The following is a 26,398-nucleotide window of genomic DNA, read 5'->3' on the forward strand; positions in this document are numbered from 1 at the left end:
TAACGGCAAGTAACTTAGGCTTTCCTAAATTAGGTGGGCCAAGTCAACGGAAGACTTGGTTTGGGGGGGGCGAGTGTCCAGGACAAAAGCCAATTTGCTGCTGCTATTTGCAGCCGCTTTGTGGGGCTTCGGCAATGTCGCGCAAAAGACGGTGCTTGTTCATCTCGACGCGCTGAGTGCGGTAGGCCTGCGCTGTCTGATCGGTGGGCTTCTTGTGCTGCCCTTCATCATGACCGAAAGGCGGCTGCCGGTTGGGCTGGGCTATTATTCCAGCTTGGCCAGGGTGGGGGCGTTGTTTGCAATCTCCATCACGCTTCAGCAGCTTTGCTATGTCGGCGCCTCCGTCACCAATGCAAGCTTCCTTGTGAGCACGGCAACGGTAATGACGCCACTGGCCGCCTGGTTGCTCATCGGCGAACGCCCGACAGCGAGCCTCACAGTCGCTGCCGGGCTGACCGTGGTTGGAGACCTGCTTTTGTCGGATGGGATCACCGGCCTCAGCGGCGGCGATCTAACCGCCATCCTTTCGGCTGCCTGCTATGCGCTCTGGACCATCGAATTGGGCCGGCACATGCAGACCCACGCGCGACCGTTCACCGCCGCCGCGACACAGTTTCTTGGCGCCGCGGCCTTCGCCCTGCCGCTCGGGGCAACGCAAGGCAACCTGTCGCTGGCCGCTGCATTCGCAGCCGCCCCGGAGCTGGCGGTCCTCGGCCTGTTCTCCACCGCAATTGCCTTCGGCATACAGACGGCTGCCCTCCGCTTCACGCCGGCGAGCCACGCCGCCGTGATCGTCAGTGCCGAATGCGTTTTCGGGGCACTGGGCGCGGCGATCTTTCTCGGCGAGCGTAACTCATCGGCGAGCGTATTGGGTGCCGGCATCATCCTGGGTGCGATCCTGTCCGTCGCAATGTCGAACCGAACGCCGCAGGCAGGCGGGCCCTTGCGGGTCGCTTCGAATGATCCCTTGGACACGGCTTCTGCCTTTGCAGCCGTGCCTGCAACCTGGGCAGGCGATCGTCCCCCCAACAGTTCAGGTCCAGTGGAGGAACGCAATGCCCCTTGCCGTTGATGCCAACTTGTTCCAGATCCGGCTGCCGCCCGGTACGGCGCCGATGATCTTGATCGGCCAGGCGGCGTTCGCCCTGTCGATGGCGGCCGGATTTGTCGCGAGGGTGCCGTGGTGACCGCGCCGGCAAACCTTGTTCCGCTCGCACAATTGGTATCGGCGCTTCGCGCCCGCATGAGGGGACCCGGCGGCTACTACAACAGCGGCAACGCGCTCGGCCTCGTCGTCGGTTTTGCAATCCAGATCGCCGTCGCGCCTGTCGGCTTGCAGGAGGGAAGCGCTGTCATCACGGCGATGATGGATCATTTCGCTGGCAGCCGTGGCACGGTTGCGCTGACCTTGGCTACTCTGGTCTTCTTCTGCGGCGGCGAAGCCTATCACCGAGCTTGGGCAAGGCCGGATCCTCCCGATCTCGCCCTCAACCGTCTCGGCGACTTCCTGTCAGGCCTGGGCGCGATCGGGCTCGGCATCGCCCTGTTGCTGCTCGGCGATCCTCTGCTTGCGGCGACGTCCGGCCTGCTGCACGCCCTGGGCAAATTCGGCAGCACCTTCCACACACCGGGCACTCAGGTTCCGGTGTGGCCGGCCGCCTGGCCCGATCCATTCCGCAGCGCGGTGCTTGCCAGCCGGTTGCCCGCGATCTTGGCGGCGGCCGCCGCCCTGGGCTGGGCCTTGCAGGAGGTCAGGTCGGGCGGATCCTTCGCGGTACTCGCCATGCCGCTGACCTTGCTTGGTTGCTACGCTCTGTGGACCAGGGCCGATCTGCTGCTGTTCGGCGTGGGGATCCCTCGCCAAATTTCCACATGCTGAAAATGGCCGCTTTGAAACGGCTGCTCGATGGAGAATGACATGTGCGCAACTGTGCATCAGGACGTAACTGGCTTGTCTGTGACAGGCTCCTTTCACGAGCAGCCGCGGATGAGAGGGAAGGGCATTCCGGAGCCGGCGAAGCGATCGGTCAGGTGGCCGGCAAAGCGGGTTAGCTCGTACTTTGGACTGGCGGGGGCACTTGCCGCTTCGATGTTTTGGGGGCCGCAAGCACATGCCGCCGATGTCGATGTCGCCATCGTATTCGCGGTCGATTTCTCATCCTCGATCGATCCGAAGATTGCCGACCTGCAGCGCGAGGGTCATGCCGCCGCGCTCACGTCGCCAGAGATCATCGCGGCCATCGCGCGGAACTATGTTGGCTGCATCAGCGTGGCTTACTTTGAATGGTCGAGTCCCGGACACGCACGCACTGTGCTTCCGTGGACAAACATCTGCGGGCTGGAAGACGCCAGAGCGGCAGCATCGGTGATCAGCAAGAAAGGCGATACCGGAATTACCCGCAGAGGACGCAGAGGAACATCCGTTTCCTCAGCCATCGACATCGGCAGTCTTTTGCTCGACCAGTTTCCTGGAAAGGCGGCCAGGAAAGTAATCGACATCTCTTCCAATGGCGAGAACAACGATGGGCTTCCTGTTCAGCCGAGAAGGTTGAACGCCATTGCCAAGGGATACACGATCAACGCGATCGCCATCCCGATGGAAGATGAGAACCCCGACAATACGTTGGCATCCTATTTTGCCAAATCGGTCATTGGCGGTTCCCAGGCCTTCGTCATAACGCCGAAGGGGCCGGACGACTATGTCATGGCTCTTCGCCGCAAGCTGGTCACTGAAGTAAGTATGAACGTCGACCACCCGCTGTGAAGGCTAGGCGGTGCGCCGGGAGATGGCGCAGCAGCAATCTCTAGTATGGTCGCTGCCAGCGTCAGCTTGCAGGATCATAGACAGAATTCCCTCGGCTACTCCTGGCTTCGCTTCTGCGCGATCAAATCCAGCCGTTCACGGTCGGAGCGTTCGCGCTCGTCGCGGTTGCGCACGTCCTTGTAGGCGCGTTCGACCATGTTGGTGCGCGCGTTTGCCGTGGCAATCAGGCCGGCCTCTTGCCTGGCGCTTTCCAGGCTTTCTTCCTGGCGCACGACGGCCTGGGCGATGCGCCGGTGGTAGAGATCGGGGAACAGGCTGGAGAGGGAATTGTCCTGGTCGAAATGGCCGATCAGCTCCTTGGCCTCGGCCTCGGCGGCGTTTGCCGCGGCCAGGAAGGTGGCGTGGCGGGTCTCGTGCAGCGCCTTTAGCTGTTCCTGCACCTTGACCAGTTTCCGCAGGCGGTCCTTGCGCGTACTCATGTCACCTCGCCAGCGTCAGGTCGACGAAGCCGTCGACAAACAGCGACAGCATGGTGCCGATGGCGAAATAGAAGATGATCATGCCGCCAGCGATGACGAAGGGCTGCGAGATGAAGTAGATCGGGATCTGCGGGGTCAGCTTGTTGACGAAGCCGATCGTCAGGTTGACGAGAAGGGCGTAGGCGACAAAGGGACTGCCGAGGCGGATGACCAGGAAGAATGTGTCCGACACCGTGTCGGCGACATCGACGAGGGCCGCCTGCGGGTTGAAGAAGATGTTGACCGGCGCGACCGTGTAGGACGTCACCAGGGCGCGTATGATTTCGTGGTCGAAATCGAAGACGAACAGCATCAGCAGCGCCGAGAACGAGATGATGGCGGCAAGGGCTGCCTGCGGTTCGGGCTCCTCGATCGCCGGTCCGCCGGAGCCGCCATAGCCGATCAGCATGGCGATGGCCGAGCCCATGAAGCGCAGCGCTTCCATGTAAAGCCTGGTCATGGCGCCGATCAGCCCGCCGACCAGAAGTTCCGAGATGATCATCGGCACCAGGATTTGCGGGCGCGCATCGACGAAGGGAAAGATCTTGTCCCACAGGAACGCGAGCAGGCCGCCGGTGGCGGCGACTGCCACGAACAGCCTGACCTGGACCGGCACGCGGGCGCTGGACAGGCCCGGCATCAGCATGAAGCAGGCGCCGATGCGACAGAAGGCGAGGAACGCCGCGATGACGACGCTCTGCGAGAGAACGCTCACGATATGGTCCCGAGCACCCTGATCTCGACGCCCTTGGCGATTTCGACGTGGGAGAGCACCGGCAGCGTGGTGAACAGGCGCTCGATGATCATGCGCACATAGGGGCGTGCGTCGGGCGCGGTGACGAGGACGAAGCGCTCGCCGGCTTCGAGGAATTTCTTGATCGCCTTGGTGGCGTCCTGGCCGAATTCCTCGAGCTGGCGCGGATCGATGTCGAACTCGCGCACCTCGCCCTTGGCGTCGCGCTTGAGGCTCTGGTGGAAGGCGAGGTCCCAGCGGTTGCCGAGGCGCAGCACCTTGAGTACGCCGCCCTCCGAGAGATCGCCGCAGATCTGCTGCGCCATGCGGATGCGAACATGCTCGACGATCTGCTCGGTGCGGCGCACATGCGGCGCGATCTCGGCGATGGCCTCGATGATCAGATGCAGGTTGCGGATCGAGACGCGCTCGGCGAGCAGCAGCTTCAGCACCGCCTGCAGGCCGGGATAGGAGATGTGCGTGGTGCAGATCTCATCGGCGAGCTTGCGGTATTCCTGGTCCTGGCGCTCCAGCAGCGCCTTCATGTCCTTGTAGGACAGAAGCTGCGGCAGGTTGTTGCGGATGACTTCCGAGAGATGGGTGAGCAGCACCGACATGTTGTCGGCGAAGGTGTAGTTCTCGCGCTTCAAATCCTCGGCGAAGGTTTCCATGACGGAATAGGCGCGCATGCCGAAGGCAGGCTCGCGGATCTCCTCGCCAGGTATTTCAGGCACGTCGCGATTGCCGAGCAGCACCATGATCTCGCCGACCCGCATCTGGTATTCGGCGACCACTGTGCCGTGCACCTTGATCTGGTAGCTTTTCGGCGGGATGGCGAAATCGTCGGCGACGCGCACTTCCGGCACGACGAAGCCGTATTGCTGCGCGAATTTCTTGCGCATCTTGGACATGCGGAAGACCAGCTCCTGGTGCGATACCAGGAGACGGGTCGAAAGCTGCTTGCCGATGAGAAGCTCGATCTCGGCGGTGGCGAGCGAGGCCTTGACCGAGTTCTTCTCCTCCTCGACCTTGCTTGCCTTCTCCTTGTCCTTCAGCGCCTCGGCCTCGGCGAGGACCCGGTTGGCGCGCATTGGGATGATGTAGCCGAGGCCGGCCATGCCGCTGGCCAGCGCGAAGAACGGGAAGAGCGGCAGGCCGGGCATCAGGCCGAGCAGCACCAGCAGCGCCGCCGCGACATAGAGGGCTCGCGGATGGGCGCCGAGCTGGCCGAACACGGCCTGGTTGGTCGAGCCGCGGGTGCCGCCCTTGGAAACGAGCAGGCCGGCGGCGAGCGAGACGATGAGCGCCGGGATCTGGGTGACGAGGCCGTCGCCGACCGACAGCTTGATGAACACGTCGGCGGCCTGGCCCATACCCATGCCGTGCCTGATGTAGCCGATGGCGATGCCGCCGACGATGTTGATGGCGGTGATGATGAGGCCGGCGATGGCGTCGCCTCGGACGAATTTCGAGGCGCCGTCCATTGAGCCGAAGAAGGAGGACTCCTCCTCCAGTTCACGTCGCCGCAACTGCGCGGTCTTGTCGTCGATCATGCCGGCGGAAAGGTCGGCGTCGATCGACATCTGCTTGCCGGGGATGGCGTCCAGCGTGAAGCGGGCGCCGACTTCGGCGATACGGGTGGCGCCCTTGGTGATGACGATGAAGTTCACCACGATCAGGATCATGAAGACGATCAGGCCGATGACGAAGTCGCTCGCCATCACCAGCTTGGAGAAGCCGGCGATGACATAGCCGGCGGCGTGCGTGCCCTCATTGCCGTGCGACAGGATCATGCGCGTGGTGGCGATGTTGAGCGACAGCCGCAGCATTGTGGCGATGAGCAGAACGGTCGGAAACGAGGAGAAATCGAGCGGCCGCTGGATCCACAGCGCCACCATCAGGATCAGCACCGAAAGCGCGATCGAGAAAGCAAGGCCGATGTCGATGAGAAAGGCCGGGATCGGCAGGAACAGCACGGCCAGGATGACGACGATGCCGAGCGCGAAGAAGATGTCGCGGCCATTCTTGGCCACCGCGCCCGGCTGGATGCTTTCGGTGATCGCCATTGAAGTCCTCGAACCATGTGCTGCCGCGCATGCGACAACCCGGCGAGGGTAGCTGGCCAAGCTTGCGCGAGGGTGGGAGAGTGGCCCGCTCCGACGTCTCGCAAAAAGGAAGACCCATGCTCGTCATCATCGGCACGATCCGCCTGCCGCCCGACAAGTTCGAGGAGGCTAAGTCCGCGATGGAGCGCATGATATCGGGCAGCCGCGCCGAGGATGGCTGCCTCGAATATTCCTATGCACGAGATGTGCTCGATGCCGGGCTGATCCGCGTCACCGAGGTGTGGCGCGACAGGCCCGCCCTCGATGCGCATTTCCGCTCGCTGCACATCGCCGAGTGGCGCTCGACCTGGACTACGCTTGGCATTGGCGAGCGCAATCTCGTGCTCTATGAGGCCGGCGAGCCGATGCCGACCTGAGCGCTTCACGCAATGAGCGGCCTCTTGGCCACAACGGCGCCTTCCATGTCGCCATTGTGGTTGCCATGCGGTGTCGGCGGGCGTATCAGCGGCTTTCCGTTGCCTTTTCCGATATCGGCGAGCCGCCCCGGTGCTTTCCAGAAACCAACCGCAAGTCTACGCCCGCCGGCTGCGCGCGGTGCTTTTGAGGTCGATCCCGCTGCTCGAAGCACGCGGCATCGCGGTGGTCATCCTGGCCGGCATCATCGGCGTCATGGCGGGCATATTGGTCACCGCGATGAGCCAGATCGTGCAGGATATGCATGGGCTGTTGTTTGGCGTCCAACCAGGTGGCCGGCTTTCCGGCATGTTCTCGCTCGCCAACCCGATGCAGGCGCTGACCCCGGCAATCGGCGGCATCCTGCTCGGGCTGAGCGTGATCTGGCTGAGAAAGCGGAAATTCCGCACACCGGTCGATCCGATCGAGGCCAACGCGCTCTATGGCGGGCGCATGTCGCTGACCGACACCTTCATCATCGTCGGCCAGACGATGATCTCCAGCGGCTTCGGCGCTTCGGTCGGCCTGGAGGCGGGCTATACGCAGGTCGGCTCCGGCGTGGCGTCGCGGCTAGCGCGGATGTTCAGGCTGCGCCGCAACGATGTCCGCATCCTGGTCGGCTGCGGTGCCGCCGGTGCCATCGCCGCCGCCTTCGACGCGCCGCTGACGGGGGCGTTCTACGGCTTCGAACTGGTCATCGGCATCTATTCGGTCGCCAACGTCGCGCCGGTCATGACCGCCGCGATCTCGGCTTCGCTGACGGCGGAAATGTTCGGCGGCGTGCCGTTTCCGCTGGAACTTGCCGGCCTGCCGGCGCTCACCCCCAGCCAGTATGTGCCGTTCCTGATGCTTGGGCTGCTCGGGGGTGCGGCCTCGATCGCCATCATGCAACTGGTGACGCTGATCGAACGCGGGTTCAACAGGCTGTCCATCGATGCCTCGCTGCGCCCTGTCATCGGCGGCGTCATTGTCGGCCTGCTGGGACTGATCACGCCGCAGGTCCTGTCCAGCGGCCATGGCGCGCTGCATCGCGAATTCGCCATGAATTACGGTCTGGCCGTTGTCGCCAGCGTCTTCGTGCTGAAGCTCGCGGCATCAGCCGTCTCGCTAGGCTCTGGTTTTCGCGGTGGCTTGTTCTTCGCTTCGCTGTTTCTCGGCGCGCTGCTCGGCAAGGCGTTCGCCGGCGTGATGGCGCTGGTCTCGCCGGCGACCGGTATCGACCCTTCCGTGGCCGCCGTCGTCGGCATGACATCGCTGGCCGTCGGTGTCGTCGGCGGTCCGCTGACGATGACCTTCCTGGCGCTGGAATCGACCCGCGACCTGACACTCACCGGCGTGGTGCTGGCCGCCTCGATCATGGCGGCGATCCTGGTGCGCGAGACCTTCGGCTATTCGTTCTCGACATGGCGCTTCCATCTGCGCGGCGAGACGATCCGCAGCGCCCACGACGTCGGTTGGATGCGCAGCCTCACCGTCGGCTCGATGATGCGCAAGGACATCAGGACGATCGATGCCTCGACGACGCTGGACGTCTTCCGCAAGGAAATCCCGCTCGGCTCGGCCCAGCGCGTTATCGCCGTCGATCCGGGTGACGAGTATGTCGGCGTGCTGATCGTGGCCGAACTGCACAGCGATCAAGCCGGCGGCGAGGTGCCGGTGCGCGATCTTGCCCAGTACAAGGATGCCGTCCTTGTGCCCAGCATGAACGTGCAGGCCGCCGCCGAGACGTTCCAGCGTGCCGGCGCCGAAGAACTGGCCGTGGTCGAGGATTTCACCGATCACATCGTGCTCGGGCTTCTGACCGAGGGCCATTTGATGCGGCGCTACGCCGAGGAACTCGAAAAGGCGCGCCGGGACCTGTCGGGCGAGGGTTAGGGCGCAACTTAGGCGTCAGTGCTCGATCGGTCCTTTGGCCATCACGAGCGCCGTGCCGGCGGTCGTCGGACGCTCGATCACACGACGCACGCGCGGCGGCTCGTCGCCGCTGTGCAGCGCCCGCAGGCGTTCGCCGACCATGGCGTCGGCATGGGTGATGCGGCTATTGTGCCTGACATATTCGAGCCAGGTCGGCGTGTGATAGTGCTCGATCCATATCGTGGGATTTTCGAGATCGCGCGCCAGCGTCCAGTTGCGGGCGCCGTCGCGGCGGCGGATGCGTCCGCGTTCGGCCATGGTGGCGAGGAATTCCGCCTCGTCTTCGTGCCGGATCACATATTCGATCATGATGGCGATGGGGCCGCTGCGCGGCTTCAGGTCGAGTGCCAGATGTGGCTCCTTGAAGCGGTTGAGCGGGTCGAGGTTCAGCACCTGCTGCTGCGGCAGCGGCAGCACAAGGCCGATGGCGCCGCCGGCCAGCATGGCGATGGCGGCTGCGATCAGCGCCGTCTCGGCGCCATGCGCATCGGCGACGACGCCCCAGATCCAGCTGCCAAGCGCGATGCCGCCGAAGGTCGCGGTCTGGTAGACCGATAGCACCCTGCCGACCACCCAGCGCGGCGTCGCCATCTGCACGGTGACGTTGAAATGCGAGAGCGCGATCACCCAGCAGGCACCGCCAACCAGCAGGCCAAGCGATGTCTGCCAGGCATGCTGGCTGATCGCCGCATTGGAGGCACAGACGGCGAAACCGGCGAAGGCGCAGCGCACCATCGTCTCGCTGGAGAGCAATTGCCGCAGCCGCACGCTGATCAGCGCGCCGCCGACGGCGCCGATGCCGAAGGCGCCGAGCATGATGCCGTAGGTCAAGGCGTCACCCTTGACGACGTCGCGTGCCACCAGCGGCAGGAGCGCCAGGACAGCGCCAGCGCTGAAGCCGAAGGCCGCGCCCCTGACCAGCACCTTGCCGATGTTGGGCGACATGGCGACATAGCGCAGGCCAGCGCCCATGGCCGCGCCCAGCGACTCGCGCGGCAAGGTCGATACCGGGACATCAGGCTTCCAGCGCGCCATCACGACGATGAGGCCGATATAGCTCACCGCATTCGCCGCGAAGGCGGCCGCGGCGCCAGCTGCGGCGACGATGATGCCGCCGATCGCCGGGCCGACGCTGCGCGTCAGATTGAAGCCCATGGAGTTCAGCGCCACGGCGGCGGGCACCTTGTTGCGCGGAACCATGTCGCCGACGGAAGCCTGCCAGGAGGGGCTGTTGAGCGCCGTGCCGCTGTCGATCAGGAAGGTGAAGGCGAGAAGCGTCCAGGGCGTCAGCAAATTGTAGTAGGTGAATACGGTCAGAAGCACCGAGACGACCAGCATGAAGCTCTGTGCGACCAGCATCACCTTGCGCCGGTCGAAGCTGTCGGCAATGGCGCCGGCGACGAGCGCGAACAGCATGATCGGCAAGGTGGTCGAGGCCTGGACCAGCGCGACCTGATAGGGCGAGGTGGCGATCGTGGTCATCATCCAGGCAGCGCCGACGCCCTGGATCAGGCCTCCGAAATTCGAGACGAGACTCGCGGCCCATACGGCGCGGAAGATGCCATGCCGGAAGGGCGCCAGCGCCGAGACGCCTTCGCTTTCCGGTTTTTCGTCGATCATGGATGGGTTCCTGCCACGGCGTGCTGATCCTTGCGCTGATCCGTTTCCCCGGATGGTTTGCCGAAACTATGGCATCGCGCCGCAAAGGGCGAATGTCTTGCGCGGAAGATCATGGTCCAACAAGGGGATAGCAAAGGGCCACGTTTCCGCTGGCTTGCCGGATGCCTTATCTCAACGCGCCTCGCGGCATGCAGCATCTCGGGAGGTGGCCCGCGGTCTGGCCGCCGGCATGCAAGTGAAGGAAAAGCTCCATGCCGACCCTCGCAAACGCCCTCCTCAAAGCGCAGCAAGAATGGGTCCCTAAAACCCCTTGATCAAAACGGATACTTCCAGGCTCAGAACCCGTTCTGGATGCGCTCGAAGATGACGTTGGTGAAGGCCGATATCTGGCCGCCGATGAACGGGCCGGTCAGCGCCACCACAAGCATGATGGCAACGATCTTCGGGACGAAGGTCAAGGTGATTTCCTGGACCTGCGTCAGCGCCTGGATGAGGGCGATGCCGATGCCGACCGCCATGGCGACCAGCACGACCGGAGCAGACGCGGTCAGCACCGTCCACACCGCATACTGGACGATGTCGAGTGCGTCGGCCTCGTTCATGTGGCGGTTGGCCTAGCTTGCCGGCTTGATGGACACGCCTGCGCCGACGGGAACCTGGGTGCCGTCCTGCAGCACAGCGATAAGTCCGTTGCTGGCGAGCGTCACCGAAGCCACCGTTCCGGTGGTCTTGCCGTCGGCCGAGGTGATCGTGCGGCCGATGATCGCGTCGGCCTGCGACAGTGCCGAGGACTGCATGATCTGCTCGAGCTTGGTGTTTGTCTGAACCGACTGCTCGACCTGCGAGAAGGTGGCGAGCTGGGCGACGTATTGCGTCGAATCCATCGGCTTGGTCGGATCCTGGTTCTTCATCTCGGCGATCAGAAGCTTCAGGAAGGACTGGTAGTCGACCGCTGTCTTCGAGGTCGACGTGGTGGTCGAATTGGAGCCAACCGGTATCGTCGTCGTCATGTCCACGGTCATTAGCAGCGTGCTCCCACGGCAAGCGGGCGCGACGCGCCCGGAACATCGTCATTGCCGCCAAGCGCGCGGCGTTCGAGAGGATAAAGCGAACGGATCGCCTTCAATGCCTCGTAGATATGGTCCTCGCCGACCATACGGTCGATCTGCTTCAGCGTGCCACGGATCTCGGCGTCCTCGAAGCTGGCCAGGAATAGCGGCAGGGAGCGGCGGAACATCTCGCGCGCTTCGTCCGCGCCGGCCGGGTTCATCAGCATGACCTGCAGGATGAAATACAGCTGCCTGAGCGGTGTCGAGGCCTCTTCGGCCTGGATCACATGGCTCTCGAGCAGGAACTGCACATCGTTCATCAGTTCGACGGTGACCTTGCGGTCGACGCGGATGACGGCGCCGTTGATGTAGATCTTCTCGTTCGGCTTCAACGAGATCTTCAGCGTGTTGGTCATTGAATGCCGTCGCGGATGATCTGGGACACTTCGATCAGCCCTTCGAAATTGTCGGTGCGGCCCTGGCGGATATCCTCCGCCTCGCGCAGCAGCCACAGGCCGATGGAAATCAGGTTGGCGCGCAATTCCTTGGGAAGCGCGTTGTCACTGGAGCCGAGATCCTCGACGAAGGTCGTCCAGACACGGTTGGTGAAATGCAGCGCCTCCACCGCCTCCATCGAATCCTGGCCGGCGGCGGCGGCCGCCGACAGCATGTCGATCGAGCGGGTCAAAAGCTCACGCTCACGGTCCTTGGCGTCCGAGACGGAGGTGCTTTGGACGTCGGCGTAGGAGAATTGGTACATCGTTGGCTCTACCGTTCCGCTGGAGTTGTCAGGTCAGGTAATTCAACAGGCTGAGCTGCTGCAGGCGCGCTGTCAGAGCAAAGGACGTCTCGATATGCTGCGTCAGATCGGCGACGCGGGTCGCGGCTTCCGCCGGGTCGACGGCTTCGAGATCGAGAATGTGCCGTTCGAACAGGTCGACCTGCGTCTTCATGCGGTCGCTGGCGTCCGAGACGCGCTTCTGGACGATGCCGGTTTCCGACTGGACCTGGGCGATGCCGCTCAGCGCCTCGCCGACCAAGATCTGCGAGCGGCTAACGATCGTATCTTTCGCAGCCTGGCTGATGTTGGTGGACATCAGGCTGCTGACCATGGCAGCGGCCATGGCAAGCTTCTTGATGCCGTCGCTGTTGGCGCCGGTCGAGGTCTCGGTGGTTTCGTTGAGCGCGATGCGGCTGACGATCTGCTGGTCGGTGGCATTCGACATGTTGGTCTGCCAGCCAGAGCCGAGGAACTGCGGCTCGACGTCGTTGGTGATGAAGTCGTCCATCTGGGCGGCGGTGATGTTGGCCGCGAGCGGGTCATTGGGCGGGAAGCCGAAATTGGCGACGAAAGAGGCGTCGAAGGCGGCCTTGGCGGGTGAGCCGGGCGCGGTGAAATCGTTGATCGGCTTGACGTCGGTGTTGGTGCCGGCAAACAGGTATTCGCCGTTGACGCTGGTGTTGAGGATCGAGGCAAGCTGCTGGATCGTCGTCTGGCCGGTCGACTGGGTCAGGCTGTCGGAGTTGTCGCCCGACGATGCCGTGGTCAGGCTGGACAGGAAGGTCTGCGCGACGCTTGAGAGCTGGCCGAGCGAGGTCTGGGTCGATGAAAGCCGGGCCGCGACCAGTCCGTTCGAATCGACAATGACGTTGAGCCGGTCGAGATCGCGCGAAAAGGTGACGGACTGGGCGGTGCGTCCACCCAGCGCAAGTCCAACATCGGCGATCCTGCCGGTCGAGGATTCTTTCGTGGCTTTGACAAGATCGGCCTGCATGCGCATCTGCTGATAGCGCGCGGCGTTCGAAAGGGCGGCAGAAGAGACGGAAGTCATGGCTTTATCCCACCGCGCTCAACAGCGCCGTCATCATGTCGTCGACAGTCTTCATCATCCGGGCCGATGCTTGATACGTGTGTTCGAGATCGAGCATCAGCGACATTTCCTGGTCGATATTGACCCCGGTCGCGTTGGACAGCGCGTCGGCGCTGCGCTGTGCCAATGCCTCCTTGGCGTCGGCGGCGGTCGAAGCCTGCTGGCGCACGCTTTGGAGCCAGCCGATCGAATTGGCGGCGTAGTCGGAAACACTGGACGTTGCCGAAATACCTGCCGCGGAATCGAACGTCATCGGCTTGTCGAGCTGGTCGCCATAAGCGATCAGGAGGTTGGAATAGGAGGCGCCGCCCGTGGTGTTCGCGACATAGGCCAAACCGTTGGCGCCGCCATCGCGCAGCAATGTCGGATTGCCGCCGACGCTTGGATCCATCGCGGCATTGATGCTGATCGTGCCGGCAAGGCCGTTGACGAGCGTGCCTGCCGCCGGTACGGCCGGCGCGCCAGACCAGGTGAACAGGCCGGCGGCGTTGGGCATCGACGGTGCGGTCTCGGCAAAGGCGGTGATCAAGCCGCGCGCGGTTTCGTCGAGCTGGCTCTGCATGGTCGAGGCGACGCCGTCGCGCAATTGCAGCAGACCGGCAAGCGTGCCGCTGGCGGTTGTGTTGCCACCGGTTCCCGCCGAAATCGGCACGTTGTCGATATAGACGGTGTTGCCAGCGGCTCCGGCGGCATAGCCGGCCGCCGGCGTGAAGCTCACCGTGCGCGGTATCGTCTCGAATAGCGTCGTGCCGTCGCCCGTGGTGATGACCATATCGTTGTCGCCGCGCGTGAAGGTCGAGATCGGAACATAGTTCGAGATCTTCTTCAGCAGCGCGTCGCGCTGGTCGAGAGCGTCGGAAACATCGGTGCCGGAACGGGTCCCGGACATGACTGCCTGGTTGGCGTCCTGGAACTGGCCAAGCAGCGAGTTGAGGTCCTTGATCGCCGTGTCGATCTGGCCGTCCGTCTGGGTTCGAAAATCCTGAATGGCCTTGGAGCCTTCATTCAGGGAGCGCACGACCTGCTTGGCCGCGTCGATGACGCTCGAGCCGAGATTCTGATTGGACGGCGATGTGGCGTAGAGCTGCAGCGCCTGCTGCAGATTGGCGATCGCCGTCGAGGGCGAGGACGCGTTGTCGACACCGTTGACCGAAACGTCCAGCTGATCCATGCCGCTGTAGAGCGCGTTCTGACCGCTGTACGCCGACAGGGCACCGAGGTTTTGGCGGAACAGCAGGTCGTTGGCCGCACGCTGGACATCAACGAAACGAGCGCCGGGCGCCGTGCTGGTGATGACGGAGATGCGGCGCGTGTAATCCGGATTGGAAGCGTCGGCGATGTTGCGCGAGACAACGCTGGTCTGCCGCGCGGTATTCATAAGCGCCGATTGGGCGATACTCAATGCGGAGGATAGCGACATGCTGGTCTTTCACGGGCGACGCCCGGTTTATCTCTTCAGGTTGACAAGGACGTCCATCAGGTCGGAACCGGTCTGGAAGACTTTCGAATTGGCGGTGTAGCTGCGCTGCGCCGCGATCATGTCGGTGAGTTCCTCGGCGATATCGACATTGGAGTTTTCGAGCGCGCCGGAGATGATGGAACCGGCCTTGCCTTCATTGGCGAAGCCGACACGGACCGCACCGGAATCAGTGCCCTGGGCATAGACGTTGCCGGGAAGGGCCTTGAGCTGGTCCGGGCTCTGAACGTCGGCCAGCGGTATCTTGTAGAGCGGCTTGGAGGTGCCGTCCTTGTATTGGGCGTAGATGGTGCCGTCTTTGCTGATCTGGACCTTGTCGATGGTGCTCGGCGCATTGCCGTTGACCTGGGCGTCGGAAACGGTGAAGCCGGTACCGAGCTGCGTCAGCGTCGACAGGTCGAGATTGAGGCTCGCGCCGCCCGGCACGGTGAATGAAACGCTGGTGGGCGTGCCGGTGAGTTTGCCGGTGGTGGTGTCGAAGGTCAGGTTGGCCGTGCCGAGTGCGCCGCCGGTGTAGGGGAACGATGTTCCAGCCGTCGCCTTCGACTGGTCGAAAACCGCCACCTGCCAAGTGCCTGTACCCGTGTTGGTGAAATAGACATCGAGCAGCTTCTTGTTGCCGAGGTTGTCATAGGCGACCATCGACGATTTCGAGGTGTACTGTGCGGTGGCCGCGTTGGCGCCGGGCAGGTTGGCAGTGGCGACCGCTGTCGCACCTGCAGGCAGATTGCCGCTGAAGCTACCCGCGGTGCTCGGAGTCGCGGTCAATCCCTGGTCGGAGATGACAACCGGCTCCAGACCTTCGAAGCCGTTCACTGTCGCAGCCGGCGTGCCGTTGGCGTAGCTGTAGGCCATCAGCTGGAAGCCGCCCGCGTTGACCAGGCGGCCCTGCGCGTCGGGAACGAAGGCGCCGGCGCGGGTCAGATAGGGCGTACCGCTCGGGTCCTGGACGACAAAGAAGCCATCGCCGCTGACGGCAAGGTCGGAGACAGACGTGGTGTACTGGAGCACGCCCGGATCGCTGACCGCCTGCCGGATCGTCGTGGTGACGCCGCCGGAATTGTAGGCGCCACCCGTCGACGGCATGATCAGCGTCGAAAATTCGGCGGAGGACCGCTTGTAGCCGGTGGTATCGGAATTGGCGATGTTGTCGGCTGTCGTCGACAGGCGGTTGGCCTGTGCGTTCATGCCGGAAACGCCGGTCCGCATCATTCCGTAGAGGCTCATCGAGATGTCTCCGCAATATCCATGCCACTGGCGGCGAGGCTACGCGCCTTGTCTTGCGCGAAGCTGGCGCGATACGGCATCAGAACACCAGCCGGTAGCCGAGGAAACGTTTGGAATCGATCGGGTCAGTGCCCAGCTTCTCGCGCAGCTTCTTGCGCAGTTTGCTGATGTGGCTTTCGACCACGTTCTCCTCGACCTCTTCGTCGAAGATGCCATAGATGGCGTTGAACACCTGGGTCTTGGTGACGCGGCGGCCGCGGTTGCTCGCCAGATATTCGAGAATGCGGCGTTCACGGCGCGGCAAGGGCAGCGGCTGGCCGTCGATCTCCGGATCGCGGCCGTCCATGAAGATGCGCATGGCGCCGATCTCGGTGTAGGCGACATCCTCCTGGGCGCGGCGGCGGATTGCGGTGATGCGGGCTAGGATCTCTCTGATGTGGACGGGCTTGCGGACGACGTCGTCAACGCCGCTCTCGAACAACCGCAGCGTGTTTTCCAGCGAATGCTGTTCGCTGAGAGCTATGACGGGAGCTCCGGTGCGGTCGCGGATCTGGCGTGGAGAGATCGAGCCTTCGCGGCAGTCGCCGATAAGGAAGGCGCGGACCGAGCGCAGATCGGCGTCGGCGGCCGAGTTCACCCACTCGCCGAACTCGCCGGGCGCGAAACCTGCGCAGGCGACCCCCTCGCGGTCAAAAAGTGAGTTGTATCCCTCTGTTACGAGCTCTCGCTCGTCAACGATAACGATCATCGGCCCCGCCTCCGAATCAGCACATTTGCCCCGTGGAAAGAGGCGTAACCGGTGGCGGGAATCCTGAACACGGTCATTTCTTGTAACTAGTTTCTTGGGAGTCTGGAATCGTGCCGGTTGCATTAGCGTGCAGCCAGATGTGCTTGGGAGGCCAAGTCTTGTCGAAGTCAAAATGACGCCCCGGTGCGGCGCGGCGGGCATATTGGAGGTTGAAAATACGCCTATGGGTTGCAGAAGGAGCGGGCGTTGGTTGTCCATTTGCCAAAACCGGTGGCAACCATGTTGGCGATGACCCGGCAGACATAGACCTTCTGCGCCGGATCGTTGTCGGGACCGGCATGATAGCGCGCGACGGCCATCGACCAAGTCTCGTGGCGGGCATGGAGATCGGCCAGGAAACGTGCCGCGTAGTCGACATTCTGGCGGGGGTCGAGCATGTCCTCGACGCTGCGGAAATGCGAGGCGTGGTAGTGATGATTGATCTGCATGCAGCCGAGATCGATCAGCGTCTTGCCCTCGCGCTGGGCGTTGGCGAAAGTGGCAAGTGCCTCGGTACGGCTTTTCGGGAAGACTGCTTTTCCTTCTATATTCAATGCGTTAGGCTGAAGGCTGCCTTTCTTGCCGGTCTCTGTCAGGCCAACCGCGTAGAGGATGCCGGCAGGTATGCCGTAGCGGTCGGCGGCACGCAGGATCTCCGGCTCGCAGGGATTGGTGGCGGCAGCGGCGCCGCCCGCAAAGCTAGATAAAGATATCGCCGCCAGCGCGCTCGCGAGAAGGCGAAACGGCGCGGCCGTGTGCTTGCGCGTCATCGTGGTTACCCCTTGCGGATTGCTGGCCCGGTTGCTGGCCGCCGGCTCCGCCATTGCCGCCGCTGGAATTTCCGGGCTGAAAGGACGACTGGTCGCGGCCAGGCACCGCGGTCATCGACGCGGTTGCATCCGTCCGGGTTGCAGCCGCAACGGCCACCGACGGTTGCATGATGGTGACCTTATCAACCTCGAAGCCCAGGCCGCGCAGCGACTTGACGATAGCCTCGCTATCGCTGGAAAGCCGACGGTAAGCGTCGTGTGTTTCGGGCTTCAGTTCAATCGTGAGTTGTTCTCCGGAGAGGCGAAGGTGTGCCGCGACCATGCCCAGTTCGGCCGGGTGGAGTTCGATCTTCAACACATGTGTCGGAACGGCAACAGGGCTGGCCAGTTGGGTAGCCGCGGAAGCCGTCGAATGCACCTGCCGCGGGCCGCCATCGGCGGTTATGGCGCCGATCACGCTGAGCGCTGCCTGGCTCATCGGCGCCTGCGGCGGGGCAGGGAAGCTGCGCTCGGAAACCACATCGATGCGCCCCGCCGTCGAGAGCCGTTTTCCCGGTTCGGAACGCAACGAAGACTGAACGTCGGCGATAGACTTCAGCCGTGGCGTCGCCTGTTTCGGATCCACGCCCGGCACGTCGGCCGGGGTCGTCTCCGGCAATGGGCCGGCGGCGATCGCATTGGCGCGCCGCGGCGCGCCAGCAGCGGCGTCGCGCGCGGAAGGCTCGTCAAGTTTCGTCAACGGCCCGTCGACGAGCGACGCCCGCTCAGGCTTCGACATAGGTTCGACGTTGCCATTGCTGGCGGCCGACTTCGGCCGGTAGCCCTTCGGCAGAACCTGCCCCTCGACAGCGGCGTCCTGGCCGGTTTCGCCGACGTCGGCCGACTTGGTCGATGTCGAGAAATGGCGCAGGTCATGAAATGCCATCAGAAGCGGCAGATGATCGTCAAGCGGCGTTGAACCGGCATCGGACACTGGTGTTTCAGCGTCGGTGTCCTTGGCAGCCCGGGCATCCTTGCCGTCCTTCGTGGATTTCGCCGCCGTCAATCCGGTCGGTGCGGCCCGTGCGGCCCGAGCTTTGCCGTCCGGCATCGGCTTGTCCTCGCCCGCCTGCGCCGCAAGGCCAGCGGCGAGCTTGCTCCAGCGCGGATCGCGCGACCCGGCCTCTGTCGGCGGCTGCTTTTCCGGGCGGGCCGGGTTCGCGTCGGCGTGCACCATCTTGCCGAAACCGTCATCATCCTTCTTTCCCGGCGCGGCCGGCTGGTCCGCCGTGGTGCGCGCGGCGGTAAATCCTGGCAGGCCTGGGCCGAGGCTGGGTGTCATTTCGGGGCGGCTCCAAGCATCTGGTCGATCAGGTCGAGCTGTCGACGGGTTTTCATCATGGCGGCGTCGGTTGGGTCGGTCTTGTCAGGGCTGGCCGAGGCCGCGGGCGCCGAGGCCGGGAGGACGGTTGCGGTTTCGGCCGAAGGAACCGGCGCGCTTGGCGCAACGGTCGCGACGCCGCTGGCTGGCGTAACTGCGGGCTGTTCGGAGGCAGCGCCTTCGACGGGTGGCAACCCGGCGGCGTCGGCGGCCTGCGCGGCGGTAACTTCGGGTTGCGTCGGCGCAGCTGCCGCGGGCGCCGGACTTGCGGCTGGAAGAGAAGCGGGTGGCGCCACCACTTCACCGGCGATGGCCTGTGCGGCGTCGAGCAGGTCGCGGTCACCATCCGACAGCTTGCTGCGATCGATCTTGCCGAGCTTGGTGCGCACATCCTCGATGGTGTCCGAGGTCACGGTGGACAGGCTGGAATAAAGCAGGGCGCGCGGATCATCCTGATTGGTGTTGCCGTCGCGGCCCTGTTCGGCTCGCGTCGAGGCGAAGGCCGACAATTCGTTCAGGCCGTCGATCGCGGCACGGCGGGCGATGCGCAGATAGATCACCTTCTCGCGCTCGGGATCCATCATCGAGGTGATGTCGGCCAGCTTGTCCTGGCTGATCGACATGTGCAGTGCGATGACCCCGGAGACGAAAGAATCCGCGAACTGGCTGGCATAGGGCGAATAGAGGTAGCGCTCGACATACTGCGTGGAAGCAAGCGCGAAACGCGCCGCGTCGCCTTGCGCCACGGCAATGCCGACCGAGCGCCGCAAGGCCGCTTCCTCGACCAGCGTGCCGGGGCTGAGCAGCTTGGCCTCATCGAGCAATTTGAGTGCCGCCGCTGGATCGTCGCCGGCTAGAAGCGATCCCTTGACCAAGGCCAGGAATGCGCCGAGATCGCCGGGCAGCGCCATCGGATCGATCGGCCCGAGGGCTGTGATCGCGTCGCCGGGCCGGCCATTCAGATAGTCGATCACGCCCTTGGCGATGGCCAGGTCACCCGGATCGGCGGCGGCACGTGACACGGCTGCCTCGACAGTCACCGGATTGCCGCCGCTCATGCCGTAGACCAGGAGCGCGCGAAAGTTCTTTGGGTCCTCGAAATCCTGCGCATCCGCCTCGCGCAGACGCGCATCGGTCATCTCGAGCAGCTTGGCCTGCATCGGCATGGCGGCGTGATCGCCGGCGGCGATGCGGTCCTGGATGAGCTGCAGCGAGCGCACCAGCTGATAGGGCTGCAGCGCATCCTGGGCGAAGCCGGACGATGGATGTCCGGCGGCCAGCAGCAACAGGCCCATCAAGCGGCTGGTGACGGCCACCCGCCTCATCCGCCGGCCGCCATCAATATCTCGATGCGACGGTTGACCGCCGCCATGGGATCGGCCGGATCCTTTGGTTGGCGGTCGGCGAAGCCTGCGACTTCGGTGATGCGGCGTTCGTCGACGCCGCCGCGCACGAGCATGTAGTAAGCGGAATGGGCGCGCGCCGTCGACAGCCGCCAGTTGTCGTAGCTGTCACTGCGGAAGGGGCGTGCATCGGTGTGGCCGTTGATGCTGATGGTGCCCTTCTGGCTGTTGACGATGCGGCCGATCTTTTCCATCGCCAGCACCAGTTCGCGGCTCGGCAAGGCCGAGCCGACTTCGAACATGCCGAAGTCGAGCCGATCGGTGATGGAGATGACGACGCCCTTGTCCGTGGCCTCGACCGAGACGCCATCGTGCAGCTTGTCGCCGGGCTTGAAGGCATCGGCCAGCTGCCGCTTGACATCGGCCGCCGCCTTCAGCGCGGCGGCGGTCGGAGCTTTTTCCGCGGCTTCGGGCTTCGCGGCTTCGGGCTTCGCGGCTTCTCGGCTGGCAAGGGTGGCGTCCGCCTTGGCCGCTTCCGCGGCGTTGCCTTCTCCAGCCTTTGCATTGCTGGCCTTGGTATCGCTGGCCTTGGTATCGCCGGCCTTGATATCGCTGGCCTTGGCCATCGTCGCGGCCGCATCCTTGGCCAAGGGCTCGAGGGGCGCGTCCTTGAGAGGCGGTGCCGGCGGCACGGCCTTGACCTTGGCGACCTGTGTCTCGGCGGCCTTGTCGCCCGGCTTGACCGGGTCGCCTTCGATCCTGGGGCGCTGGGCACTCGCCTCGGCGCCCGGTGCCGCGACCTGCTGCGACCAGAAATCCGGCTCGAAGGGATCGCGATAGGACGCGCCACCGGAGGCGCCGGTCGCCGGGCCGGCACTTTGCGCGCCGCCGTCGCCCTTCTGGCTGACGTTCTGCATGACGCCGGTGTCGGTGGCGATCTCCGAGAGCACCGCGTAAGGGTCGGCGAAGAGATGCTCGTCGGACCTCTCCGACTGCTGTTGTTCCTGCTTGTCCTGTTTGCGTTCGGATGTGCCCGCGCCACCGGTGCCGTCCTGCCCGCTCTTGCCTGTCGCCTGTTGCGGGCTTTCGGCGGTCGCGCCGATTGCATTCGGACCGTCACCAAGGTCTTCCAGGCCCTTGCGGCTCGAGTTGCGGTCGACCAGCTTGACGGGGTTGAAATAGCTGGCGACAGCCGCCTTGGTCTGTTCGTTGGCGGCGTTGATCAGCCACATGACCAGGAAGAAACACATCATCGCCGTCATGAAGTCGGCGAAGGCGATCTTCCAGACGCCGCCGTGGTGACCTTCGTCGTGGTCGCCATGCGCATGCCGCACGATGATGATCTCGTGCCTGCCGTGATCGGCTTCAGCGACGCTCACGACAGAACCTCGGACAGAGTTTCCGACCACTCGGCCATGCGGGTCTCGAACACCGCTTCGTCGATGTTGACGGTCAGGTCGAAGCCGGGCGCCTCGGTGAAGTCGAGATTGGCAGTGCGCGGCCCGAGCGATGCCTTCAGTGTTTCGAATAGCGAGAGCGGCCCGCGCACGGCGATACGCACCGCTTCGCTGTCGCCGACAGCTTCACGAACCGCGCCGGCAAGCGCTTCAAGCGAACGCTTCTGCACGTCGTCGCTGACGACGCCGCCAAGGATGCGGGCGACCGTGGCGGCGACGAGATCGGTGACACGCGCCTCCATGGCGTCGATGCGCGACGACACGGCGTTGCCGACATCGCCGCCGAAGCTCTCCAGAAAGATTCTCGCTTCCTCGGCATTGGCCTGGCGCTCCGCTTCCAGCGCGGCTTCATGGGCGGCCGAGAAGCGTTCCGTGAGTGTGGCCTCCGCCTGGGCAACCGCCTCGGCGATCAGGGTGCCGATATCGGCCTGGGATGCCGCCGGTTCAGGGGCCCGCCGAGGGTCGACCGTGGCCTGAGGCGGGCTGACGCGCTGCGCGCGCGTACCGAAATCAGGGAGGAGATCGAAAAGGGTTGCGGAGGGCATGGTCTAGGCCGCGACTTCCTGGGCCGCCCATTTGCGCAGGATCTGCGCGGTGCGTTCCTCGTTGATGTCGACCATGCGGGCAAGCCGCTCCTGCGGCGCGGGCCTGATTTTCTGGCGAAGATCGTCGAGCGGGGTGGCGCCGGGCCTTGCACTGGGCAAGGCGCCGACGGCGGCATTGGCTGAAGCGGCTGCCTCCGGTGTCGGCAACGAGCGCTGGACCTCATCGAAGTTGGGGCCGGATATGGCGGGCGTCGGCGTCGCCTTTGCCGTCAGCGCGGCCGCCATCGGCCGCAGGCCGAAGAAGGCGACCAGGAATACCACGACGATAAAGGCACCGGCATTGATCAGCGTGCCGGCATGCTGGCCGATGGAATCGAGCATTCCAGCTTGCGGAACCGCCTCGCCGTCCAGCCCATCGATGAACTCGACCGCCGAGACGTCGATGACGTCGCCGCGCTTGTCGTCGAAACCGGTGGCCGAACTCACCATCTTCTGGATCTCGGCGACGCGCTTGGCGATCTGCTCCGGCGTTGCGTCCTTGCCCAGGATCGTTTTCAGCCGCTCCTGGTTGACGACGACGGCGATCGACATCTTGGTGACGGTGTAGCCATTTGAGACAGTGGCGATCTTCTTGGAGTTGATCTCGTAATTGGTGATCTCCTCCTTGCGGTCGTTCGCCGAAGAGGTCTGCGGACCCTCGGTGCTGGCCGCCTGGGTCTCCGGCAGGTTCTGCTCGACGCTGGCCGGGGTCGAAGCCTGCTTCTGGTTGCTGTTTTCGTTGGCCCGCACCGACTGCACGGAGCGTTCGACGCGGGAATTCGGGTCGAAAATGGTTTCTTCGGTCTGGCGGGTGTCGGTGTTGACCTCGGCCTTGACGCTGGCGCGGAAATTGTCCGGGCCGAGATAGGGGGTGAGCGCGCGGCGGATGTTGTCGCCGATCTGTGCCTCCACCGTCTGCTCGACGCCGAGCGTGCGGGCAGCACTGGTGTTGGACGGATCATCGCCCGCGGCCAGCAAATTGCCGTTGGAATCAAGCACCGTCACCTTGTCGGCCGACAGGCCCGGCACGGCGGCGGCGACGAGATGGCGGATCGACATGGCGCTTTTCTCGGCGTCGATGCCGGCATAGCGGATGACGACCGATGCCGAGGGCTGTTGCTCGTCGCGGCGGAAGTTGGCGCGTTCGGACATGACGATGTGGACGCGCGCCGCCTTGATGCCTGCGATGGACTGGATGGTGCGGGCGATCTCGCCTTCGAGCGCACGCACGCGAGTGATCTGCTGCATGAAGGAGGTGAGGCCCATCGCGCCGACATTGTCGAACAGTTCGTAGCCAGCATTGGCGCTGGTGGGCAGGCCCTTTTCGGCGAGCAGCATGCGTGCCTGCGCCGTGGTGCCGGCCGGCACCAGCACGGAGGTTCCGTCGGCACCGACGTCGAAGCCGATGCCGGCCTCGCCCAGCACCAGCCCGATCTGGTTCACGTCGGAGCGATCGAGCCCGACATAGAGCGTGTCGTAGGCAGGGCGGTTGAGATAGACCGAGGCGATGCCGATGACGCCCATCACCAGCACGGCGATGCCCGCAAGCATGGCGAGGCGCTTCACACCAAAACCGCGGAGATTCGAGATGATGCTCTGGATCTGTTCCGGCACGATAGAGCGACTCCCAGCATGACTGTTCCGCCGGAACACTAATCTCCGAAGCTTGTGCGAAAATGAAATCGGGCCGCGCTTGCGGCGCGGCCCGTGAATTGGAGGTGGGGTATCCGTCAGCTACGGCTGGATTAGCCGTTCTTGAAGAGCGACAGGATCGACTGCGAGGAGCTGTTGGCGATCGACAGCGACTGGATGCCGAGCTGCTGCTGGACCTGCAGCGCCTGGAGGCGCGTCGATTCCTTGTTCATGTCGGCATCGACGAGCTGGCCGACGCCGCGGTCGATGGAGTCCATCAGGCTTTGCGTGAAGGTCTTCTGCAGATCGATTGAGCTCTTGGCGGCGCCGAGGATGGTGGCCTGGTCGGTCAGCTGGCTCATGACATTGTCGATCTTGCCGATCATCTGGGTGATGATGTCATCGGTCACGCCGGAAGCCGTAATGTCGAGATTGAAGGCGGAAACATTGTCGATCTTGGTGGGCGTCGTGTTCGTCACGGCGGCCTGGCCGGCGGCGTTGGCGGCGATGTCGGTGCCGCCGGTGGCGAGCGCGGCCGCATAGGCGGAGTCGTACTGGGCTTGGTCGGCGGCGGTGGAGTAGACGGAGGTCTGGCGGTCGAGCGTGCCCTGGTTCTTGACGTCGGCGGCGAGGCCGGAATCGAACAGCTTGGTGCTCTCGACATTGATGTCGATCGTTCCGAGCGAGATGGCGCCCGACGAGGAGCGATTGAACGAGGACACGATATGGGCGTCGGGCTGGACGCCGTCATTATTCCCGGCGACCTGCTTCGACGTCACCGAAAGGAAATTCGAGCCCGAGAAGGTTGCGGAATCGGCAAAGGATTTCATCTGCGCCTGGAGCGCCGTGATTTCGGTCTGCGTCTTTGCCTTGGCGGCATCCGTCTGGCCAACGGTCGAAAGCAGCTTGGTCTTGATCTTGCCGATCGCATCCAGCGCATTGTTCATGCCCGTGTAGGCGGTGTCGACCTTCGAGGCGCCGAGACCGAGCGCATCCTGAACGGTCGACAGCGCCTGGTTGTCGGAGCGCATCGTCGTGGCGATCGACCAGTAGGCGGCGTTGTCGGAGGCCTCGGAGACCCTGTAGCCCGTCGAAATCCGCGACTGCGTCTGCTCGAGCGACTTGTTGGTGGCGTTAAGGCTTTGAAGTGCTGTCAACGCCGCAGCGTTTGTCATGATGCTCGCCAAGAAACTCGCTCCTTTTTCCCGAGCCGGTCTCTCAAAACCGGCATTGCCCTCGCGAGCCGCTGGCCCGCCCATGGATTGCCATCGTGCCGACCAGGCCGATTCGCCAATCCGTTGTAAGCTAATGGTTAACCATGACTAGCGCGTTATGGTTAACGGCCTGTTAATGGCTCGCTTTCGAGGGTTAAGGAACGAGCGTTGCGCGGGGCTGGAGCAAACGCAAATCGGGGGGCGCTTTTTGGCGCGGCCCGATATTCTAGTGCTGTTCGTGGTTGGTGAGAGCGATCAGCCGCGGAAGAGCGACAGGATCGACTGCGACGAACCGTTGGCGATCGACAGCGCCTGGACGCCGAGCTGCTGCTGGACCTGCAGGGCCTGGAGGCGGGTCGATTCCTTGTTCATGTCGGCGTCGACGAGCTGGCCGACACCGCGGTCGATAGAGTCCATCAGGCTCGAGGTGAAGGTCTTCTGCAGATCGATGGAGCTCTTGGCGGCGCCGAGCTTGGTGGCGGCGTTCGTCATGTCCTTGAGCGCGGCATCGACGACGGTCATCATCTGCGCGATCTGGGTGTCGCTGGCGGCCGTGGTGCCCGAGAAGATTTTCAGCGAGGCGACCGAATAGGTATCGGTGGCCGCCGCGGCAGCGCCGAGGGTCGGGGCCGAGGCCGCTGCGGCAACACCGCTGATGCCGAGGCGGTCGGTGTCGAGGATACCCTTGGCGGTCGCCGAAGCACCGGCTTCATACAGCTTGATGCTTTCCACGTTCACGTCGATCGTGGAGATCGAAACCGCGCCGGCGGAGCTGCGATTGAAGGCCGAAACGACCTTGACGTCGGCGGCCGTGGTGGCCGTGCCGCTGTTTACCGACAGCATGTTGGTACCCGAGAAGGTGGCGCCGTCGGCGTAGGCCTTCAGCTGCTTCTGAAGAGCGGCGATTTCGACCTGGGTCTTTTCCTTCGACGCATCCGTCTGGCCGTAAGATGCAGTCAGCTTCTGCTGGATCTGGTTGATGGTCGTGATCGCGCTGTCCATGCCGGTGTAGGCGGTGTCGACCTTCGAAGCGCCGAGGCCGAGCGCGTCCGAAACGGTGGACATGGCCTGGTTGTCGGAGCGCATCGTGGTAGCGATCGACCAGTAAGCGGCGTTGTCCGAAGCCTGGGAGACGCGATAACCCGTCGAGATGCGGGACTGGGTGGTGTCGAGGTTCTTCTGGGTGGCGTTCAAGCTCTGCAGCGCGGTCAACGCAGCGGCGTTCGTCATGATACTGGACATGGCTACTCGTACCTTGTTTTTACAGGTGTTTTTTTGACATACCGGCTTTCCCGGTATGACGGAGCGGCATCATGCCAATGACCGTTGTTTCGATCACCCGCCATCTGCGAGCGAATATGGCGGCAAGTCCCTACCAAAGGACTAAACCTGAGGGTTAACCGAAAATAATTTGGGAAATTTCGACGATGCCGCGCACCCCGTCCAGCCTCTTCGGCGGACGGTGCTTCTAGAGCATTTCACTGTTTCACGGAAACGGCGAACCGCTCTATCTCTTTGTTTTTACGCAATTCCGGACGGAAACCGTGTCACACTTTTTC

The 26,398-nt window shown here is 63.9% G+C and carries 26 protein-coding genes; 6 read left to right on the forward strand and 20 right to left on the reverse strand.

The annotated features are described in order from the left end of the window. Positions 1–73 precede the first annotated feature (73 nt). Genes LB568_RS16310 through LB568_RS16320 form a run of 4 tightly spaced genes read left to right on the forward strand, consistent with a single transcriptional unit; the run spans position 74 to position 2,764 of the window. On the forward strand, positions 74–1,072 hold the full coding sequence (locus LB568_RS16310; protein WP_224730624.1) for a DMT family transporter: 999 nt from the start codon (positions 74–76) through the stop codon (positions 1,070–1,072). Next, a complete protein-coding gene (locus LB568_RS33495) occupies positions 1,056–1,187 on the forward strand; it encodes a hypothetical protein (RefSeq protein ID WP_263497038.1) in 132 nt (43 codons plus the stop codon). Before LB568_RS16310 ends, LB568_RS33495 begins: the two co-directional genes overlap by 17 nt. Then, positions 1,184–1,879 (forward strand): hypothetical protein, encoded by a 696-nt coding sequence (locus LB568_RS16315; RefSeq protein ID WP_224730625.1) that lies wholly within the window; start codon positions 1,184–1,186, stop codon positions 1,877–1,879. The genes LB568_RS33495 and LB568_RS16315 overlap by 4 nt, the downstream gene beginning before the upstream one ends. A 39-nt stretch (positions 1,880–1,918) precedes the next feature. After that, the gene (locus tag LB568_RS16320; protein ID WP_224730626.1) at positions 1,919–2,764 is read left to right on the forward strand and encodes a DUF1194 domain-containing protein; all 846 of its coding nucleotides are present in this window, start codon (positions 1,919–1,921) and stop codon (positions 2,762–2,764) included. 95 nt (positions 2,765–2,859) lie between these two features. Here LB568_RS16320 and LB568_RS16325 read toward each other — a convergent pair whose 3' ends face one another. From LB568_RS16325 to flhA, 3 genes are read right to left on the reverse strand one after another with little or no spacing between them, the layout of a single operon-like run. Continuing rightward, positions 2,860–3,243 carry a hypothetical protein gene (locus tag LB568_RS16325; protein WP_224730627.1) on the reverse strand — a complete coding sequence of 128 codons (384 nt, stop codon included), beginning with the start codon at positions 3,241–3,243 and terminating at the stop codon, positions 2,860–2,862. Position 3,244: 1 nt separating this feature from the next. Beyond that, positions 3,245–3,997: a flagellar biosynthetic protein FliR gene (gene fliR, locus LB568_RS16330; RefSeq protein ID WP_023778482.1), complete on the reverse strand. Its 753-nt coding sequence runs from the start codon at positions 3,995–3,997 to the stop codon at positions 3,245–3,247. Further along, on the reverse strand, positions 3,994–6,081 hold the full coding sequence (gene flhA, locus LB568_RS16335) for a flagellar biosynthesis protein FlhA (RefSeq protein WP_013893189.1): 2,088 nt from the start codon (positions 6,079–6,081) through the stop codon (positions 3,994–3,996). Before flhA ends, fliR begins: the two co-directional genes overlap by 4 nt. Before the next feature lie 116 nt (positions 6,082–6,197). Between flhA and LB568_RS16340 the strand changes: the two genes are divergently transcribed. Both LB568_RS16340 and LB568_RS16345 read left to right on the forward strand, forming a co-directional pair. After that, positions 6,198–6,497: a putative quinol monooxygenase gene (locus tag LB568_RS16340; RefSeq protein ID WP_224730628.1), complete on the forward strand. Its 300-nt coding sequence runs from the start codon at positions 6,198–6,200 to the stop codon at positions 6,495–6,497. Between the two features lie 130 nt (positions 6,498–6,627). Beyond that, on the forward strand, positions 6,628–8,409 hold the full coding sequence (locus tag LB568_RS16345; protein WP_224730629.1) for a chloride channel protein: 1,782 nt from the start codon (positions 6,628–6,630) through the stop codon (positions 8,407–8,409). Positions 8,410–8,424: 15 nt separating this feature from the next. Here the strand turns inward: LB568_RS16345 and LB568_RS16350 are convergent, their stop codons facing one another. The 17 genes from LB568_RS16350 to LB568_RS16430 all read right to left on the reverse strand — a co-directional run bounded on the left by LB568_RS16350 (position 8,425) and on the right by LB568_RS16430 (position 26,081). Beyond that, positions 8,425–10,068: an MFS transporter gene (locus LB568_RS16350; RefSeq protein ID WP_224730630.1), complete on the reverse strand. Its 1,644-nt coding sequence runs from the start codon at positions 10,066–10,068 to the stop codon at positions 8,425–8,427. A 335-nt stretch (positions 10,069–10,403) separates the two neighbouring features. Continuing rightward, a complete protein-coding gene (gene fliQ, locus LB568_RS16355) occupies positions 10,404–10,670 on the reverse strand; it encodes a flagellar biosynthesis protein FliQ (RefSeq protein ID WP_013893193.1) in 267 nt (88 codons plus the stop codon). Between the two features lie 12 nt (positions 10,671–10,682). Beyond that, entirely contained in the window at positions 10,683–11,078 is a 396-nt protein-coding gene (flgD, locus tag LB568_RS16360) for a flagellar hook assembly protein FlgD (protein ID WP_031250183.1), read from the reverse strand. Positions 11,079–11,089: 11 nt separating this feature from the next. After that, on the reverse strand, positions 11,090–11,533 hold the full coding sequence (gene flbT, locus LB568_RS16365; RefSeq protein WP_224730631.1) for a flagellar biosynthesis repressor FlbT: 444 nt from the start codon (positions 11,531–11,533) through the stop codon (positions 11,090–11,092). Next, positions 11,530–11,877: a flagellar biosynthesis regulator FlaF gene (gene flaF / locus LB568_RS16370; RefSeq protein ID WP_013893196.1), complete on the reverse strand. Its 348-nt coding sequence runs from the start codon at positions 11,875–11,877 to the stop codon at positions 11,530–11,532. The genes flbT and flaF overlap by 4 nt, the downstream gene beginning before the upstream one ends. A 28-nt stretch (positions 11,878–11,905) precedes the next feature. Further along, positions 11,906–12,949, reverse strand: a complete 1,044-nt coding sequence (locus LB568_RS16375; protein WP_013893197.1) for a flagellar hook-associated family protein — start codon at positions 12,947–12,949, stop codon at positions 11,906–11,908. 4 nt (positions 12,950–12,953) lie between these two features. Beyond that, on the reverse strand, positions 12,954–14,408 hold the full coding sequence (gene flgK / locus LB568_RS16380) for a flagellar hook-associated protein FlgK (protein ID WP_224730632.1): 1,455 nt from the start codon (positions 14,406–14,408) through the stop codon (positions 12,954–12,956). A gap of 27 nt (positions 14,409–14,435) precedes the next feature. Continuing rightward, positions 14,436–15,692, reverse strand: coding sequence for a flagellar hook protein FlgE (locus tag LB568_RS16385; RefSeq protein WP_224730633.1), 1,257 nt, complete (start codon positions 15,690–15,692; stop codon positions 14,436–14,438). Between the two features lie 79 nt (positions 15,693–15,771). Continuing rightward, positions 15,772–16,440 carry a response regulator transcription factor gene (locus LB568_RS16390; protein WP_013893200.1) on the reverse strand — a complete coding sequence of 223 codons (669 nt, stop codon included), beginning with the start codon at positions 16,438–16,440 and terminating at the stop codon, positions 15,772–15,774. A 221-nt stretch (positions 16,441–16,661) separates the two neighbouring features. Then, on the reverse strand, positions 16,662–17,249 hold the full coding sequence (locus tag LB568_RS16395; protein WP_049802348.1) for a lytic transglycosylase domain-containing protein: 588 nt from the start codon (positions 17,247–17,249) through the stop codon (positions 16,662–16,664). Then, positions 17,179–18,570: a flagellar hook-length control protein FliK gene (locus LB568_RS16400; protein ID WP_224730634.1), complete on the reverse strand. Its 1,392-nt coding sequence runs from the start codon at positions 18,568–18,570 to the stop codon at positions 17,179–17,181. The genes LB568_RS16395 and LB568_RS16400 overlap by 71 nt, the downstream gene beginning before the upstream one ends. After that, complete coding sequence (locus tag LB568_RS16405) at positions 18,567–19,934, reverse strand: chemotaxis protein MotC (protein ID WP_224730635.1); 1,368 nt, start codon at positions 19,932–19,934, stop codon at positions 18,567–18,569. Before LB568_RS16405 ends, LB568_RS16400 begins: the two co-directional genes overlap by 4 nt. Then, on the reverse strand, positions 19,931–21,331 hold the full coding sequence (locus tag LB568_RS16410; protein WP_013893203.1) for a MotB family protein: 1,401 nt from the start codon (positions 21,329–21,331) through the stop codon (positions 19,931–19,933). The genes LB568_RS16405 and LB568_RS16410 overlap by 4 nt, the downstream gene beginning before the upstream one ends. Next, the gene (locus LB568_RS16415; protein ID WP_013893204.1) at positions 21,328–21,954 is read right to left on the reverse strand and encodes a hypothetical protein; all 627 of its coding nucleotides are present in this window, start codon (positions 21,952–21,954) and stop codon (positions 21,328–21,330) included. The genes LB568_RS16410 and LB568_RS16415 overlap by 4 nt, the downstream gene beginning before the upstream one ends. Before the next feature lie 3 nt (positions 21,955–21,957). After that, positions 21,958–23,607 (reverse strand): flagellar basal-body MS-ring/collar protein FliF, encoded by a 1,650-nt coding sequence (gene fliF, locus LB568_RS16420; RefSeq protein ID WP_224730636.1) that lies wholly within the window; start codon positions 23,605–23,607, stop codon positions 21,958–21,960. Positions 23,608–23,738: 131 nt separating this feature from the next. Continuing rightward, the gene (locus LB568_RS16425) at positions 23,739–24,812 is read right to left on the reverse strand and encodes a flagellin (protein WP_013893206.1); all 1,074 of its coding nucleotides are present in this window, start codon (positions 24,810–24,812) and stop codon (positions 23,739–23,741) included. Positions 24,813–25,094: 282 nt separating this feature from the next. Further along, positions 25,095–26,081 (reverse strand): flagellin, encoded by a 987-nt coding sequence (locus tag LB568_RS16430; RefSeq protein ID WP_013893207.1) that lies wholly within the window; start codon positions 26,079–26,081, stop codon positions 25,095–25,097. Positions 26,082–26,398 lie beyond the last annotated feature (317 nt).

Source organism: Mesorhizobium sp. B263B2A, from assembly GCF_020165775.1.
Taxonomy (GTDB): domain Bacteria; phylum Pseudomonadota; class Alphaproteobacteria; order Rhizobiales; family Rhizobiaceae; genus Mesorhizobium; species Mesorhizobium opportunistum.